Raw genomic sequence first — 15,053 nt, 5'->3', positions numbered from 1 at the left:
GGTGCAGTCCTAGACAGCTCCACCACACCGGAGGTCTTCGCCATGATCAAGCACCGGCACATGTCAACAACGCTCGTGATCAATACACCTAGGCCATGCCCGCGACAGCGGCGGGCCCGTCCCGGGCGGCGTATCACGGAGTGGAACCGCGGAACGTCCCCCATGCCCGGGTCTCTACACTTGGCAGGGTGATCTCCCGAATCGATCTGCGCGGTGCCGCCTTCCCCGAGGGCGGGATCGACCGCGACCTGCTGCCCCGAGCCGAGTTCGACGTGGAGGCGGCGCTGAACACCGTGCGGCCGATCTGCGAGGACGTGCGCCATCGCGGCACGGCGGCGGTCATCGAGTACGGAGAGCGGTTCGACGGCGTCAGGGTCGACCGGCTGCGGGTGCCCGAGCGGGCGCTGAGCGACGCGCTGGCCGCGCTCGACCCGGCCGTGCGCGCCGCGCTGGAGGAGTCGATCCGCCGCGCCCGCCTGGTCCACCGCGAACAGCGCCGCCAGGACGTCACCACACGGGTCGTGCCCGGCGGGACCGTCACCGAGAAGTGGCTGCCCGTCCAGCGCGTGGGCCTCTACGTGCCCGGCGGCCTCGCCGTCTACCCGTCGTCCGTCGTGATGAACGTCGTGCCCGCGCAGGAGGCCGGGGTCGAGGGCATCGCGGTGGCCTCCCCGCCGCAGAAGGACTTCGGCGGCTCCCCGCACCCCACCATCCTCGCCGCCTGCGCCCTGCTCGGCGTGACCGAGGTGTACGCCACCGGCGGCGCGCAGGCCGTCGCGATGTTCGCGTACGGCACCGACGAGTGCCGCCCGGTCAACCTCGTCACCGGCCCCGGCAACATCTACGTGGCCGCCGCCAAGCGCCTGCTCAAGGGCCGGATCGGCATCGACGCCGAGGCCGGGCCCACCGAGATCGCGATCCTCGCCGACGCCGCCGCCGACCCCGGCTACGTCGCCGCCGACCTGATCAGCCAGGCCGAGCACGACCCGCTCGCCGCCGCCGTCCTGGTCACCACCTCGCCCGAGCTGGCCGACGCGGTCGACAAGGAGCTGGAGGCCCAGGTCGAGGCCACCCGGCACACCCAGCGGATCACCGCCTCGCTCACCGGCCGCCAGTCGGCGACCGTGCTGGTCGACACCCTCGACCAGGGCCTTGAGGTGGTGGACGCCTACGCCGCCGAGCACCTGGAGATCCAGACCGAGGACGCCGCCGCCGTCGCGGCCCGCGTGCGCAACGCGGGCGCGATCTTCGTCGGCCCGCACGCCCCCGTCTCGCTCGGCGACTACTGCGCGGGCTCCAACCACGTCCTGCCCACCGGCGGGTGCGCCTGCCACTCCTCGGGCCTGTCCGTGCAGTCCTTCCTGCGCGGCATCCACGTCGTGGACTACACGCGCGACGCGCTCGCCGAGGTCGCCCACCACGTGGTGACGCTCGCCGAGGCCGAGGACCTGCCCGCACACGGCGCCGCGGTCAAGGCCCGCTTCGGATGGGACCTCCCGTGACCGGCATCGACGACCTGCCCATCCGCGACGAACTGCGCGGCCAGTCCCCGTACGGCGCGCCCCAGCTCGACGTGCCGGTGCGGCTGAACACCAACGAGAACCCGTATCCGCTGCCCGACGCGCTGGTCGCCCGGATCGCCGAGCGCGTCACCGAGGCCGCCCGGCAGCTCAACCGCTACCCGGACCGGGACGCCGTCGAGCTGCGCACCGAGCTGGCCGCGTATCTGTCCAGGACCGCGGGCCACCGCGTGGGCAGCGACCAGGTGTGGGCGGCCAACGGCTCCAACGAGGTCATCCAACAGCTCCTCCAGACCTTCGGCGGCCCCGGCAGGACCGCGATCGGCTTCGAGCCGTCGTACTCGATGCACGCGCTGATCTCGCGCGGCACCGGCACCGGCTGGATCTCCGGGCCGCGCGACGCGGAGTTCCGGATCGACGTGGACGCGGCGGTCCGCGAGATCCACCGCCGCCGCCCCGACGTGGTGTTCGTCTGCTCGCCCAACAATCCGACCGGTACGGCCGTGGACGCCGCGACCGTACTGGCGCTGTACGAGGCCGCGCAGGCCGCCAAGCCGTCGATGGTGGTGGTGGACGAGGCGTACGGCGAGTTCTCGCACCGCCCGTCGCTGCTGCCGCTGATCGAGGGCCGCCCGCACCTGGTGCTGACCCGCACCATGTCCAAGGCGTTCGGCGCCGCCGGGCTGCGGCTCGGCTATCTGGCGGCCGACCCCGCCGTGGTGGACGCGGTACAGCTCGTCCGGCTGCCGTACCACCTGTCCTCGGTCACCCAGGCGACCGCGCTGGCCGCCCTGGAGCACACCGACACACTGCTCGGCTACGTCCAGCAGCTCAAGGACGAACGGGACCGGCTCGTCGCCGAGTTGACGGCGATCGGCTGCGCGGTCACCGAGTCCGACGCCAACTTCGTGCAGTTCGGCCGCTTCGCCGACAGCCACGCCGCCTGGCAGGCGATCCTCGACCACGGGGTCCTCGTCCGGGACAACGGCGTCCCCGGCTGGCTGCGGGTCTCCGCGGGCACCCCGGCGGAGAACGACGCGTTCCTCGACGCCGTCAGGACCGTGGTCAAGGAACACAGCGACCAGCAGCACATCAGGCACCACCGTACGGAGGAGTCCGCATGACCCGCGTGGGCCGCGTGGAGCGCAGCACCAAGGAGACGTCCGTCGTCGTCGAGATCGACCTGGACGGTACGGGACAGGTGGCCGTCTCCACCGGTGTGGGCTTCTACGACCACATGCTCGACCAGCTCGGCAGGCACGGCCTGTTCGACCTGTCGGTGAAGACCGAGGGCGACCTGCACATCGACACGCACCACACGATCGAGGACACCGCGCTCGCGCTCGGTGCCGCGTTCAAGCAGGCGCTCGGCGACAAGGTCGGCATCTACCGCTTCGGCAACTGCACGGTCCCGCTGGACGAATCCCTCGCCCAGGTGACCGTCGACCTGTCGGGCCGCCCCTACCTGGTGCACACCGAGCCGGAGAACATGGCGCCGATGATCGGCTCCTACGACACCACGATGACCCGGCACATCCTGGAGTCCTTCGTCGCCCAGGCGCAGATCGCGCTGCACGTCCACGTGCCGTACGGGCGCAACGCGCACCACATCGTGGAGTGCCAGTTCAAGGCGCTCGCCCGGGCGCTGCGCTACGCCAGCGAGCGCGACCCGCGCGCCGCCGGAATCCTGCCGTCGACCAAGGGCGCGCTATGAACACGTACTCGACCCTCTTCATCCTGCTCGGGCTCTTCCTCGCCGGAGGCGTCTACTCCTTCTGGCAGCAGAAGCAGTCCAAGAGCATGATCGCGGTCCTGGCCATCGGCTCCGTGATGGCGCTGGCGGCCGGGCTGCTCCAGCTCTAGCGGGAGGAGCCGACATGACTGGACTGAGGCACAAGAGCGTGGTCGTCCTCGACTACGGCTTCGGCAACGTCCGTTCGGCCGAGCGGGCGCTCGCGCGCGCCGGGGCCGAGGTGGAGATCACCGCCGACTTCGACCGGGCGATGAACGCCGACGGGCTGCTGGTGCCCGGCGTCGGCGCCTTCGCCGCCTGCATGGCGGGCCTGAAGGGCGTACGCGGCGACTGGATCGTCGGCCGCAGGCTGGCCGGCGGACGGCCGGTCATGGGCATCTGCGTCGGCATGCAGATCCTCTTCGCCCGCGGCATCGAGCACGGCGTGGAGACCGAAGGGCTCGACGAGTGGCCCGGCACGGTCGAGCCGCTGAAGGCGCCCGTCGTCCCGCACATGGGCTGGAACACCGTACGGCCGCCCGCCGACTCACGGCAGTTCGCGGGCCTGGACACCGACGCCCGCTTCTACTTCGTGCACTCCTACGCGGTGCGCGAGTGGGAATTCGACACGCACAACGCGGCGATCCGCGCGCCGAAGGTCACCTGGGCCACGCACGGCGAGCCGTTCGTGGCCGCGGTGGAGAACGGCGCGCTGTGGGCCACCCAGTTCCACCCGGAGAAATCCGGCGACGCGGGCGCCCAGTTGCTCACCAACTGGCTGGACACCCTCTAACGCGGTCTCACGCGTCAACCGCTCGACCCGTTAGACCCTCTCACTCGCCGCCCGGCTCCCTTCCACCGTCCGCTTTCACCTCCTCCCTTCTACGACGTAGGACGCACCCGATGAACAGGCTCGAACTCCTCCCCGCCGTCGACGTCCGGGACGGCCAGGCCGTACGCCTCGTGCACGGCGAGTCCGGATCCGAGACGTCCTACGGCGACCCGCACGCCGCCGCGCTGGCCTGGCAGGCGGCGGGCGCGGAGTGGCTGCACCTGGTGGACCTCGACGCGGCCTTCGGCACCGGCGACAACCGGGCGCAGATCGCCGAGGTGGCCCGTTCGATGGACATCAAGGTCGAGCTGTCCGGCGGCATCCGCGACGACGACACGCTCGCCGCCGCGCTCGCCACCGGCTGCACCCGCGTCAACCTCGGCACGGCCGCGCTGGAGACCCCGGAGTGGGTCGCCAAGGTCATCGCCGAGCACGGCGACCGGATCGCGGTCGGCCTCGACGTGCGCGGCACCACGCTGCGCGGCCGGGGCTGGACCCGCGACGGCGGCGACCTCTACGAGACGCTGGCCCGGCTGGACTCCGAGGGCTGCGCGCGGTACGTCGTCACCGACATCGCCAAGGACGGTACGCTCCAGGGCCCCAACCTGGAACTGCTCGCCGGGGTCTGCGCCGCCACCGACCGGCCGGTCGTCGCGTCCGGCGGCGTCTCGTCCCTCGACGACCTGCGCGCCATCGCGACTCTCGTGCCGCGGGGTGTCGAAGGCGCGATTGTCGGAAAGGCGCTCTACGCCAAGGCGTTCACCTTGGAAGAAGCCCTGGAGGCGGTATCACGATGACGGAGACCCCCGCAGTACGGCGCGACCAGTCCGAAAGCCCGCTGGAGGAGACCATCGGTTTCGCCCGCGCCGTCGCGGCGGGGGACCTGGTCCTGGTGTCCGGCACGATGCCCCTCGTCGACGGCGAGGTGCGCGGCGAGGGCAGCCCGTACGAACAGGCCCTGCTCGCCTTCGGGAACGCGCTGGCGGCGATCGAGCCCTTCGGCCTCGGGCCCGACAGTGTGATCCGCACCCGCATGTACATGAGCCACGCCAGGGACGCCGACGACGTCGGGCGCGCCCACCGGGAGCTGTTCGGGGCCGTGCGGCCCGCCGCCACCATGGTCGTGGTGGCCGGTTTCATGGACTCCCGCGTCCTGGTCGAGGTGGAGATCGAAGCCTACCGAGGAGCCGGCAGATGACCCTCGCGGTCCGTGTCATCCCCTGCCTCGACGTGGACAACGGCCGCGTCGTGAAGGGCGTCAACTTCCGGAATCTGCGGGACGCGGGCGACCCGGTGGAGATGGCCAAGCTCTACGACGCCGAGGGCGCCGACGAGTTGACCTTCCTGGACATCACCGCCTCCTCCGGCGACCGGGAGACCACGTACGACGTCGTCCGCCGTACGGCCGAGCAGGTCTTCATCCCGCTCACCGTGGGCGGCGGTGTGCGGACGGTCACGGACGTGGACCTGCTGCTGCGCGCGGGCGCCGACAAGGTGGGCGTCAACACGGCGGCCATCGCCAGGCCCGAGCTGATTCGGGAGATCGCCGAGCGGTTCGGCCGGCAGGTGCTGGTGCTGTCGGTGGACGCGCGGCGCACCCCCTCGGGTTCCTTCGAGGTCACCACGCACGGCGGGCGGCGCGGCACCGGCATCGACGCGGTGGAGTGGGCGCAGCGCGCGGCCGAGCTGGGCGCGGGCGAGATCCTGCTCAACTCGATGGACGCGGACGGCACCAAGGACGGCTACGACACGGAGATGATCGCGGCCGTCCGCAAGCTGGTGACGGTCCCGGTGATCGCCTCCGGCGGCGCGGGCCGCCTCGCCGACTTCGCGCCCGCGGTGGCGGCGGGCGCCGACGCCGTACTGGCCGCGTCCGTCTTCCACTTCGGCGACCTGCGGATCGGCGAGGTCAAGACGGCGCTGCGGGAGGCCGGGCACCCGGTGCGCTGAGCACGGGGTTTCCGTCGGCCGCCGCTCTCCATGTGCGGCGGCTCCGCTTTTCGGCGGCTCAGTCCTGGCGGCGGGTGCAGACCAGCGCCGCGAGGTCCGGCGCGAGCGGTATCTCCACCGAGCGCAGCGCCGGGTGCTCCAGCCAGTGCAGCCTGGCCAGATCGGGGCTGCCCTCGTGCAGCGGCGGCCATCGGTCGGCGGGCGTGAAGTCGTCCACGACGAGGACGCCGCCGGGCCGCAGCAGCTCCACGGGATCGGCCGCCTCGTCCCCCTTCCCCTGGCCGCCGCCGTCCAGGACCAGCAGGTCGAAGGGGCCGTGCGCGGCGATGTCCTTCCAGTCGCCGCATTCGACGGTGACCTGCGGCGCGAGGTCCGAGAACAGCCAGGCGGCCGTTTCCGCGCGCCCCGGATCGCGCTCGACGCTCACCGCGGTGGCGTCGTCCCGCATGCCCGTGACCAGCCAGCCGAGCCCCACTCCGAGTCCGGTACCGGTCTCGCCGATACGGGTGGCGCCCGCGGCGAGCGCGCGCAGCAGGCGGCCCTGCTCGGGGCGGCAGGAGTAGGGGAAGCCGAGCTGCTGTGCGGTGCGGGCGGCGCGTTCGACCAGCGGGGGCAGGTCGCCGGGGCCGCGGAGGTGCGCGCGGGTGCCGTCGAGTGACATGCCCGACATCCTGCCGGGGGCGCCCGGTCCACGGCCGGTGAACAGATGAGAAAGAGAAGTTGCGCAAATTAGATTGCGCAACTTTTCTTTTCTATCTAGGCTGGTGGTCGTGCCAGAAAAAGACGACGCCCCCCGGCCCCGGGCCCAGCGCATCACCGACCTCGACGCGCTGAAGGTCTTCACCCACCCGCTGCGCATCCAGCTCTACCGCCACCTGGTCACCTCTGGTGCCGCCACCGCCTCCCACCTGGCCGACCAGGTGGACGAGGCGGTGTCCCTGGTCAGCTACCACCTGCGCAAGCTCGCCGCCCACGGCTTCATCGTCGAGGCCCCCGAGAAGAGCACCGACGGTCGCGAGCGCTGGTGGAAGGTCTCCGCCGAGCGCGGATTCTCCTTCCGCAGCGGGGACTTCACGGACCGGCCCGAGGGCGCCGCCGTCGTCAACGAGGTCACCAGGCAGCTCCTGGCCAGCCGCTACGAGCGGTACGAGCGCTACCTGGCCCAGCAGGCCGCCTGGGCGGGGGAGTGGACCGACGCCTCCTTCAGCTCCGAGTACATGCCGCGGCTCAGCGCCGCCGAACTCCACGAGATGGACGAGGAGATCACCGCGCTCATGCGCCGCTGGATCGACCGCGGCAAGGCGGCGGTCGAGGCGGGCGACACCGAGGGCCGGGAGCTGGTGGCCGTGCAGATGTACGGATTCCCGTTCCGGGAGTGACCGCGGAAGGCCCCTCAGACCGCGCCCGACCCGACGTCGAGACCAGAGGAGGGCCGCCACCATGACGGCGACCGCGATACCCGCAACACCGCACGGCAGGCCCGCGCACAAGGACGGGAACGTGCTGCGCTGGCTGATCGCGTACACCGCGTCCATGCTCGGCGACTGCGTCTACTTCCTCGCCCTCGGCTTCGCCGCCGCCGAGGTGGCGCCGCCGACGCAGGTGGGCCTGGTGATGGCGGTCGGCGCGGTGCCGCGCGCGGTGCTGATGCTCGGCGGGGGAGTGATCGCCGACCGGTTCGGGCCGCGCAAGGTGGTGATCGGGAGCGACGCGGTGCGCTGCGCGCTGATCCTCGGCGCCGCGGCGACGCTGGCGCTCTCCTCGCCCGGGCTGTGGCTGCTGGTCGTCGTCTCGCTGCTCTTCGGCGTCGTGGACGCGCTGTTCATGCCGGCCGTCGGCGCGCTGCCGCCGCGGATCGTCGCCGCCGACCAGCTCACCCGCTTGCAGGGCATGCGGTCACTCACCATCCGCTTCGGCACCATCGTCGGACCGCCGGTCGGCGGCCTCGCGATGGGGCTCGGCGGCGCCACGGCCGCCTTCGCCCTGGCGGGCGCGCTCTTCGCGGTCTCCGTACCGCTGCTGATCGCCACCCGCATGAGCCCGCTGCCCGAGGCGCCCGCCGGGAGCGACCGGTCCGAGGAGGGCGCGAGCGCCTGGCGGGATCTGCTCGACGGACTGCGGTACGTGCGCCGCCACCGGCTCGTCGGCCCGCTGGTGCTGTCCGCCGCCATCTGCGAACTGGGCCTGGTCGGCCCGTTGAACGTCGGCATGATCCTGCTCGCCCAGCACCGCGGCTGGGGCTCGTCCGGCTACGGCTGGATCATCGCGGGCTTCGGCGCGGGCGCCGGGTGCGCCGCGCTGCTGCTGACCGTACGGGGCCGCCTGCCGCGGGCCGGGGCCGTCCAGATCGGCGCCCTGTTCGCGGGCGCCGCGGGCGTCGGCCTGATCGGCGTGGCGCCGTCGCCGGCCCTCGCGGTCGCCGTCGCCGCGCTGAGCGGCCTGTTCTGCGGCATCTGCGGCAGCCTCGCGTACGCCCTCATCCAGTCGGCGGCCGACCCCGGCTACCTCGGCCGCGTCACCTCGGTGATGAGCCTCAGCAGCTTCGGCCTCGCCCCTTTGGCCTACCCCCTCTTCGGCGCCGCCGTCGCCGCCTGGGGCCCGGCCCCCGTCTTCCTCACCAGCGCCGTCCTCACCATGACCGGAGGCGTCGTCGGCCTCGCCACCCCCGCGATCCGCACCGCGGAACTTCCCCGCGGGAAGCGGTCGCCGCGCCCGGCGGCGGACGTGACGGCTGCCGCCGAGCCGGTGGCCGCGGGCCGGGACTGACGCCGAGAAAATGCTGTGACGTGCGCGGGGGCCTCCTGTTAGCTTCGCGCTCATGGACCCGCTCGGTGATGCAGAGATTCGCGGCTCGTTCGTCAATTGCTCCAAGGGGGAGGCGAAGCGGATCAGCCTGCCCAGGGATCTGGGCGACCTGCCGTGGAGCGACCTGGACTTCCTGGGCTGGCGCGACCCCGGCGCCCGCGACCGCGCCTATCTGGTGCGGCCCGGCGACGAGCCCGTGGGCATCGTCCTGCGGATCGCCCCCGGCGCCCGGCGCAATCTGATGCGCAGCAGCCTCTGCTCCCTCTGCCTCACCGGTCACTCCGGCGGCGGTGTCGACCTCCTGGCGGCCCCGCTCGCGGGCGCCGCCGGCCGCCAGGGCAACACCGTCGCCCTCTACATGTGCGCCGACCTCGCCTGTCCCCTCTACGTCCGCGGCAAGAAGAGCTCCGCCCTGGTCAAGCGGCTCGAGGAGACCCTCACCCTCGACGAACAGATCGCCCGCACCCTCCGCAACCTCGACGGCTTCCTCGCCAAGGTCGTCGCCTAGCCGGACGAACGGCGGTGCGCCGGAGAAGCCGGGTCACGCGGTCGGCGTGAGGACGAGCCGGCGGCCCGGCTCGACGGGAGCCGTCCAGGCGCGCTCGACCTCGCAGAGGGATACGGCGTCGGCCGCGACGGAGAAGACCCCGGCCGTGAGCCGAGCGACCAGCGAAGGAAGTTCGGCGACGATGCCCGCGGCGGTGACGGAGCCCTGGCCACTGCCCATGACGCGGAGGTTGGCGGCGCGCAGGACGAAGGACGGCAGGGTGATGTCGGGTCCGGCCGTGGAGCCGATCTGGATCCAGTCGAGGGCGGCGGCACGGTCGGTGCGGCGGGTGAGCAGCGCGGGGAGGGCCCGCTCGGTCGGCGCGCCCCAGGTGTAGTCGATCACGACGTCCACGTCCGCCGCGGCCTCGCCGAGCCGGTCGGAGCGCTGTGGTGTCCGGCAACAGCGCGCTGTGAGAAGCACGGGGCCGAGGGGCTGTCGCCCGCCGGGGCGACGGACGCGCCTGCCGCCTACCGCGTCACAGTCCGAGCTTCGCCGCGTACAGCCGTGCCACCGCGTCCTTGTCGCCGTCCACCTCGACCTGGGCGGCGTCCTGGCGGCCGAAGACGAAGATCGTCAGCTCGGACGGCTCACCGGTCACGGTCACCACGGGAGAGCCCTTGCGGGCGACGGCGGTCTGGCCGTTCGGGCGGCGCAGCACCAGGCCGACCGGGGAGCGGCGGCCCGCGAGCCGGGCGGCACGCTCCAGCCGCGCCCACAGCGTGTCGGCGAAGACGGGGTCGATGGCACGCGGCGTCCAGTCGGGCGCGGCACGCCTGACGTCCTCGGCGTGGACGTAGAACTCGACGGTGTTGGAAGCCTCGTCCACCTGCTTGATGGTGAAGGGCGACATCCGCGGCGGCCCGGTCCTGATGAGCTGGATCAGCTCTTCGTACGGCTTTCGCGCGTACTCCTTGCGGACCCGTTCCGCACGGTCCTTGAGCTGCGGGATGACAAGCCCCGCCGCCGCGTCACCGCGCCGTTCGCGTACCACGACGTGCGCGGCCAGGTCGCGGGTGGACCAGCCCTCGCACAGCGTCGGGCCGTCGGGTCCTGACTGCTCCAGCAGATCGGCGAGGAGCAGACGTTCGCGCTGGGCATGTGTCGACATGACCCCAGATTAACGGCCCCTTGGCCGATACGTCCGCTCCCCGCCCCTGCCGCCCCCGTGAGGCGTCAGCCCAGCGGAGCGTAGAGCTTCTTGCTGTTGGTGCCGTTGTTGAGCGTGAGCGAGCAGGTCACCGTCTTGCGGCCCTGGAGCTCGTAGGTGGTCAGCTTCGGGAAGAGCGCGTACGGGTAGTACAGCCGCCCGTCCGCGGGAAGGTGCTTCTTGGCGTCGGCCGTGCACAGCTCCAGCGCCTTCGACTGGATCTCCGAGTCGGTGCTGAAGGTGCCGGACAGCGTCTCGTTGGCGACGACCTGGCCGTCGTGCGCGGAGCTGCACGACTTGGTGGTCACCGTGTCGACGGTCGGCGTGAGGGTCGGCGCGTCGAAGCACTTGCCCGGCGAGAGCACCACGTACGGCACGACCTTCTCGGTCGGGGTGATGCTCGGGAAGTCGGTGAACGGGTCGTCGGTCGGGGTGTCGAAGGTCGGGGTGTCCGACGGCAGCGTGAAGCTGGGCGTCGGCTCCGTGAAGGACGGCATGGACGGCAGTCCTGACGGCAGACCGCTGATCGACGGCGTCGGCTTCGCGTCGTTCTTGCTGTCGCTGCCACCGGAGACGGCGACCGCGGTGCCGATACCGCCGATCACCACGACCGCGGCTATCGCGATCAGCACATTGCGCTTGGTGTTGTTCGGCGGCGGGGGCGGCGGGTAGCCGCCGGGGCCCTGCGGGTAGCCGTAGCCACCGGGCGGGGCGGGCGGTCCGGGCGGGCCCGGCTGGCCGTAGCCGCCCTGCTGACCGTAGCCCTGCTGGCCGTAAGGACCCGGCGCGGCCTGCGTCGGCTCCTGCGGATAACCGTAGTTCTGACCGCCGCCTTGTTGCGGATAGCCATAGCCGCCGTCAGCGGGCGGCGGGGGAGGAGGGGGGCCGAAGCCCTGCGGTGGCCCGAAACCGCCTCCTTGATCCGGAGGCGGCGGCGGTCCTTCTTGCGGCGGTGGTGGAAAACCCATGCAGGCAGGATGCCCCATACGGGTGACATGAGCGAGCGACAACCGGATGGTGGTCAACTCACTTGCCCTCTTTGCCGGTTATTGACCCTTTTCGAGTTCTTGATATTCGGCGGCAGAATGGTCACCATGCCCGCCACCGCACTTGACCCAGCAGTCGCCGCCCGCCTCAAGCGCACGGCCGACGGACTCGTACCCGCCATCGCCCAGCAATACGACACCGGTGAAGTGCTGATGCTGGGGTGGATGGACGACGAGGCCCTGCACCGCACCCTCACCACCGGCCGCTGCACCTACTGGAGCCGCAGCCGCCAGGAGTACTGGGTCAAGGGCGACACCTCGGGCCACGTCCAGCACGTCAAGTCCGTCGCGCTGGACTGCGACGGCGACACCCTGCTGGTGAAGGTCGACCAGGTCGGCGCGGCCTGCCACACCGGCGACCGCACGTGCTTCGACGCCGACGTGCTGCCGCTCGGCCAGCCGGTCCGCCCTTCGCCGTACCGGCCGCTCCCGGCGCCCGGCCGTGACCACTAATCTCGGCTCATGGACCTTGAGACCTTCCGCAAGCTGGCGGTCGACCGCCGGGTGATTCCCGTGACGCGCAGGCTGCTCGCCGACGGCGACACTCCGGTCGGGCTGTACCGCAAGCTCGCGGGGGAGCGGACGGGAACGTTCCTGCTGGAGTCGGCGGACGGAGGCACCTCCCAGGCCGAAGGCTCCGGGGGAGACCGGACGTGGTCGCGCTACTCCTTCGTCGGCGTCCGGTCGGCCGCCACGCTCACCGCGCGCGACGGCCAGGCGCACTGGCTCGGCACGCCGCCGGTGGGCGTCCCGGTCGACGGCGACCCGCTGGAGGCGCTGCGCGTCACCGTCGACGCCCTGCACACCCCGCGCGACCTGGCGGCGGGGATGCCGCCCTTCACCGGCGGCATGGTCGGCTACCTCGGCTACGACATCGTGCGCCGCCTGGAGCGGATCGGCGAGCGGACCCGCGACGACCTGCGGCTGCCGGAACTGACCATGCTGCTCACCTCCGACCTCGCCGTCCTCGACCACTGGGACGGCACGGTCCTGCTGATCGCCAACGCGATCAACCACAACGACCGCGACACCGGGGTGGACGAGGCCCACGCTGACGCCGTCGCCCGCCTCGACGCCATGCAGGCCGACCTGGCCAAGCCGGTCGAATACGTCCCCGTCGAGCTGCCGCCGTCGGAACTGCCCGAATACACCGCCCTGTGGGGCGGCGCCGCCTATCAGCGCGCGGTCGACGACATCAAGGAACGTATCCGCGCGGGTGAGGCCTTCCAGGTCGTCCCCTCGCAGCGCTTCGAGACCCCGTGCACGGCCAGCGCGCTCGACGTCTACCGGGTCCTGCGGGCCACCAACCCCAGCCCGTACATGTACCTCTTCCGCTTCCCCGGCGGCGAGGGCGGCGACTTCGACGTCGTCGGCTCCAGCCCCGAGGCCCTGGTCAAGGTCGAGGACGGCCGCGCCATGGTCCACCCGATCGCGGGCACCCGCCCGCGCGGCGCCACCCCGCGACAGGACACCGCGCTCGCCGAGGAACTGCTGGCCGACCCCAAGGAACGCGCCGAGCACCTGATGCTGGTCGACCTCGGCCGCAACGACCTGGGCCGCGTCTGCGAACCCGGCAGCGTCGAGGTCGTCGACTTCATGTCCGTCGAGCGCTACTCCCACGTCATGCACATCGTCTCGACCGTCACCGGCCAGGTCGCCGAGGGCCGTACCGCCTTCGACGTGCTCACCGCCTGCTTCCCCGCGGGCACCCTCTCCGGCGCCCCCAAGCCGCGCGCCATGCAGATCATCGAGGAGCTGGAGCCGTCCCGGCGCGGTCTGTACGGCGGCTGCGTCGGCTACCTCGACTTCGCCGGTGACTCCGACACCGCCATCGCCATCCGTACGGCGCTGCTCCGCGACGGCACCGCCTACGTCCAGGCCGGGGCCGGTGTCGTCGCCGACAGCGATCCGGTGGCCGAGGACACCGAGTGCCGCAACAAGGCCGCCGCCGTCCTGCGCGCGGTGGCCACGGCCAACCGCCTGTGACGGTCGCCTTCCGGAGGCGGGCAGCCGGTCTTCGACAGGCGTGAGCGACGAGCCACGACGCGCGTGCGCGTCGTGGCTCGTCGCGCGGTTCCTCGCGCCCTTGTGGGTGCCGTCAGCCCGCGAAGGCCGCCGTGCCGTTCGGCGTGCCGAGGCCCGTCGGGCCGTCGAAGCCGCTCACGCCGGTGCACAGGTACGAGCCGCCGCACGAGCCGTTCGAGCCGCCGGCCACGTCGTTGAGCGCGTCGGAGTGCGCGTAGGGGAACGAGGCGGGGTAGGACCCGGCCGAGGGCGCCCCCGCGAGGGCGTAGACGGCCGCGATCAGCGGCGACGAGGCGCTGGTGCCGCCGAAGACCTCCCAGCCGGTGTCCGAGCCGTACGTGTCGTGGACGGCGACGCCCGTCGCGGGGTCGGCGACCGCCGAGACGTCGGCGATGGTGCGCTTGCCGCAATCGGCGTCCGTCTGCCAGGACGGCTTGGCGTCGTAGGAGGAGCAGCCGGAGCCGGTGCCCGTCCAGACGGACTCGGTCCAGCCGCGGCTGGAGGAGTCGCTGGTGAGCGAGGTGCCGCCGACGGCGGTGACGTACTGGGAGGCGGCCGGGTACTCGGCGCCGTAGCCGCTGTCACCGGCGCTGACGGTGATGGCGACACCGGGGTGGTCGAAGTACGAGCTGTCGTACGACGGGTCCGAGGAGGACTCGCCGCCGCCGTAGCTGTTGGAGACGTACTTCGCGCCCAGCGACACCGCGGTGTTGACGGACTCGCCCAGGTTGGTCATCGAGGAGTCGTCGGCCTCGACCAGGAGGATGTGGCAGTCGGGGCAGGCGGCGCTGACCATGTCGAGGTCGAGCGATATCTCCTCGGCCCAGCCCGCGTCGGCGCTCGGCAGCGAGGAGGCGCTGCCGGACTGGCCGACCTTCGAGAAGCAGCCGTTGTCGGTGGTGCAGGCGGGCAGGCCGTACGTGGAGCGGTAAGTGGCCAGATCCGCTTCGGCGTTGGGGTCGTCGTACGCGTCGACGATCGCCACGGTCGCGCCGGACCCGCCGGAGGAGGGCAGGGCGTACGCGCTCTGGAGATCGGCCGGGCCGAGGCCGGAGGGGGCCGCGGCCGGGTTCACCGAACCGGTGGACTTCTTGAGCGTGTTGACGCCCTGGGTGACCTTGAGCGCCTTGCACGCCATCACGTCCGGATGGGTGCTGACGGCGCAGGAGCGCGCGGTGCTGACGCCGTGCGCGGCGGGGGAGGCACCGGCGTACGGCGCCAGGGCCAGCCCTGACAGGGCCAGTCCGGCGGCGGCGGTGACCGCGAGCGCGGTGCGGCGGGCGGTGGGTGTGATGGTGATCGAACGCAACTATTGCCTCCTGTGGGGGGTGAACCGGGGGCTTGTGGGATGCGTGACAGGTGGTGCCATTGGTGCGAGTTGACATCAGTGGGACGGCCGAGAACGTATGGTGACGAGCGCACGCCAACAAGGAGGGGGCTGGAAGC

Annotated in this window: 18 protein-coding genes; 13 read left to right on the top strand and 5 right to left on the bottom strand. The window is 72.1% G+C overall.

The window, feature by feature from the left end; all coding sequences use genetic code 11:
* The first annotated feature begins 188 nt into the window (after window positions 1-188).
* The 8 genes from hisD (at window position 189) to hisF (ending at window position 6,034) form a co-directional block, all read left to right on the top strand.
* The gene (gene hisD, locus ACIQCJ_RS34550; protein ID WP_391043996.1) at window positions 189-1,502 is read left to right on the top strand and encodes a histidinol dehydrogenase; all 1,314 of its coding nucleotides are present in this window, start codon (window positions 189-191) and stop codon (window positions 1,500-1,502) included.
* Complete coding sequence (locus ACIQCJ_RS34545; protein WP_355334055.1) at window positions 1,487-2,644, top strand: histidinol-phosphate transaminase; 1,158 nt, start codon at window positions 1,487-1,489, stop codon at window positions 2,642-2,644. Before hisD ends, ACIQCJ_RS34545 begins: the two co-directional genes overlap by 16 nt.
* Window positions 2,641-3,234, top strand: a complete 594-nt coding sequence (hisB, locus tag ACIQCJ_RS34540) for an imidazoleglycerol-phosphate dehydratase HisB (RefSeq protein WP_355334053.1) — start codon at window positions 2,641-2,643, stop codon at window positions 3,232-3,234. Before ACIQCJ_RS34545 ends, hisB begins: the two co-directional genes overlap by 4 nt.
* A complete protein-coding gene (locus ACIQCJ_RS34535; RefSeq protein ID WP_188280531.1) occupies window positions 3,231-3,383 on the top strand; it encodes a hypothetical protein in 153 nt (50 codons plus the stop codon). The genes hisB and ACIQCJ_RS34535 overlap by 4 nt, the downstream gene beginning before the upstream one ends.
* A gap of 14 nt (window positions 3,384-3,397) precedes the next feature.
* Window positions 3,398-4,045, top strand: a complete 648-nt coding sequence (hisH, locus tag ACIQCJ_RS34530) for an imidazole glycerol phosphate synthase subunit HisH (protein WP_391044002.1) — start codon at window positions 3,398-3,400, stop codon at window positions 4,043-4,045.
* Between the two features lie 110 nt (window positions 4,046-4,155).
* A complete protein-coding gene (priA, locus tag ACIQCJ_RS34525) occupies window positions 4,156-4,881 on the top strand; it encodes a bifunctional 1-(5-phosphoribosyl)-5-((5-phosphoribosylamino)methylideneamino)imidazole-4-carboxamide isomerase/phosphoribosylanthranilate isomerase PriA (protein WP_391044004.1) in 726 nt (241 codons plus the stop codon).
* Window positions 4,878-5,282, top strand: coding sequence for a Rid family hydrolase (locus tag ACIQCJ_RS34520; protein ID WP_355334043.1), 405 nt, complete (start codon window positions 4,878-4,880; stop codon window positions 5,280-5,282). The genes priA and ACIQCJ_RS34520 overlap by 4 nt, the downstream gene beginning before the upstream one ends.
* Window positions 5,279-6,034 (top strand): imidazole glycerol phosphate synthase subunit HisF, encoded by a 756-nt coding sequence (gene hisF / locus ACIQCJ_RS34515; protein WP_355334040.1) that lies wholly within the window; start codon window positions 5,279-5,281, stop codon window positions 6,032-6,034. The genes ACIQCJ_RS34520 and hisF overlap by 4 nt, the downstream gene beginning before the upstream one ends.
* Before the next feature lie 58 nt (window positions 6,035-6,092).
* Here the strand turns inward: hisF and ACIQCJ_RS34510 are convergent, their stop codons facing one another.
* A complete protein-coding gene (locus ACIQCJ_RS34510) occupies window positions 6,093-6,695 on the bottom strand; it encodes an O-methyltransferase (RefSeq protein WP_402713774.1) in 603 nt (200 codons plus the stop codon).
* Window positions 6,696-6,804: 109 nt separating this feature from the next.
* Between ACIQCJ_RS34510 and ACIQCJ_RS34505 the strand changes: the two genes are divergently transcribed.
* The 3 genes from ACIQCJ_RS34505 (at window position 6,805) to ACIQCJ_RS34495 (ending at window position 9,347) form a co-directional block, all read left to right on the top strand.
* On the top strand, window positions 6,805-7,413 hold the full coding sequence (locus ACIQCJ_RS34505) for a helix-turn-helix domain-containing protein (protein ID WP_355334034.1): 609 nt from the start codon (window positions 6,805-6,807) through the stop codon (window positions 7,411-7,413).
* A gap of 61 nt (window positions 7,414-7,474) precedes the next feature.
* Window positions 7,475-8,800 carry an MFS transporter gene (locus tag ACIQCJ_RS34500; protein WP_402713771.1) on the top strand — a complete coding sequence of 442 codons (1,326 nt, stop codon included), beginning with the start codon at window positions 7,475-7,477 and terminating at the stop codon, window positions 8,798-8,800.
* A 52-nt stretch (window positions 8,801-8,852) separates the two neighbouring features.
* Window positions 8,853-9,347 carry an FBP domain-containing protein gene (locus ACIQCJ_RS34495; RefSeq protein ID WP_402713769.1) on the top strand — a complete coding sequence of 165 codons (495 nt, stop codon included), beginning with the start codon at window positions 8,853-8,855 and terminating at the stop codon, window positions 9,345-9,347.
* Window positions 9,348-9,380: 33 nt separating this feature from the next.
* Here the strand turns inward: ACIQCJ_RS34495 and ACIQCJ_RS34490 are convergent, their stop codons facing one another.
* From ACIQCJ_RS34490 to ACIQCJ_RS34480, 3 genes are all read right to left on the bottom strand, one after another.
* Window positions 9,381-9,809: a hypothetical protein gene (locus ACIQCJ_RS34490; RefSeq protein WP_402713767.1), complete on the bottom strand. Its 429-nt coding sequence runs from the start codon at window positions 9,807-9,809 to the stop codon at window positions 9,381-9,383.
* 55 nt (window positions 9,810-9,864) lie between these two features.
* A complete protein-coding gene (locus tag ACIQCJ_RS34485; RefSeq protein ID WP_402713765.1) occupies window positions 9,865-10,497 on the bottom strand; it encodes a TIGR03085 family metal-binding protein in 633 nt (210 codons plus the stop codon).
* Window positions 10,498-10,562: 65 nt separating this feature from the next.
* Window positions 10,563-11,504, bottom strand: a complete 942-nt coding sequence (locus ACIQCJ_RS34480; RefSeq protein ID WP_402713763.1) for a hypothetical protein — start codon at window positions 11,502-11,504, stop codon at window positions 10,563-10,565.
* Between the two features lie 117 nt (window positions 11,505-11,621).
* Here ACIQCJ_RS34480 and hisI point away from each other — a divergent pair, with 117 nt between their 5' ends.
* A complete protein-coding gene (gene hisI / locus ACIQCJ_RS34475) occupies window positions 11,622-12,035 on the top strand; it encodes a phosphoribosyl-AMP cyclohydrolase (protein WP_391044019.1) in 414 nt (137 codons plus the stop codon).
* 9 nt (window positions 12,036-12,044) lie between these two features.
* On the top strand, window positions 12,045-13,568 hold the full coding sequence (locus ACIQCJ_RS34470; protein ID WP_355334017.1) for an anthranilate synthase component I: 1,524 nt from the start codon (window positions 12,045-12,047) through the stop codon (window positions 13,566-13,568).
* 112 nt (window positions 13,569-13,680) lie between these two features.
* Here the strand turns inward: ACIQCJ_RS34470 and ACIQCJ_RS34465 are convergent, their stop codons facing one another.
* A complete protein-coding gene (locus ACIQCJ_RS34465; RefSeq protein ID WP_402713782.1) occupies window positions 13,681-14,907 on the bottom strand; it encodes a peptidase S8 in 1,227 nt (408 codons plus the stop codon).
* Window positions 14,908-15,053 lie beyond the last annotated feature (146 nt).

The organism is Streptomyces sp. NPDC093221, from assembly GCF_044753885.1.
Lineage (GTDB): Bacteria > Actinomycetota > Actinomycetes > Streptomycetales > Streptomycetaceae > Actinacidiphila.
This window is presented reverse-complemented; position numbering and strand designations above follow the sequence as displayed.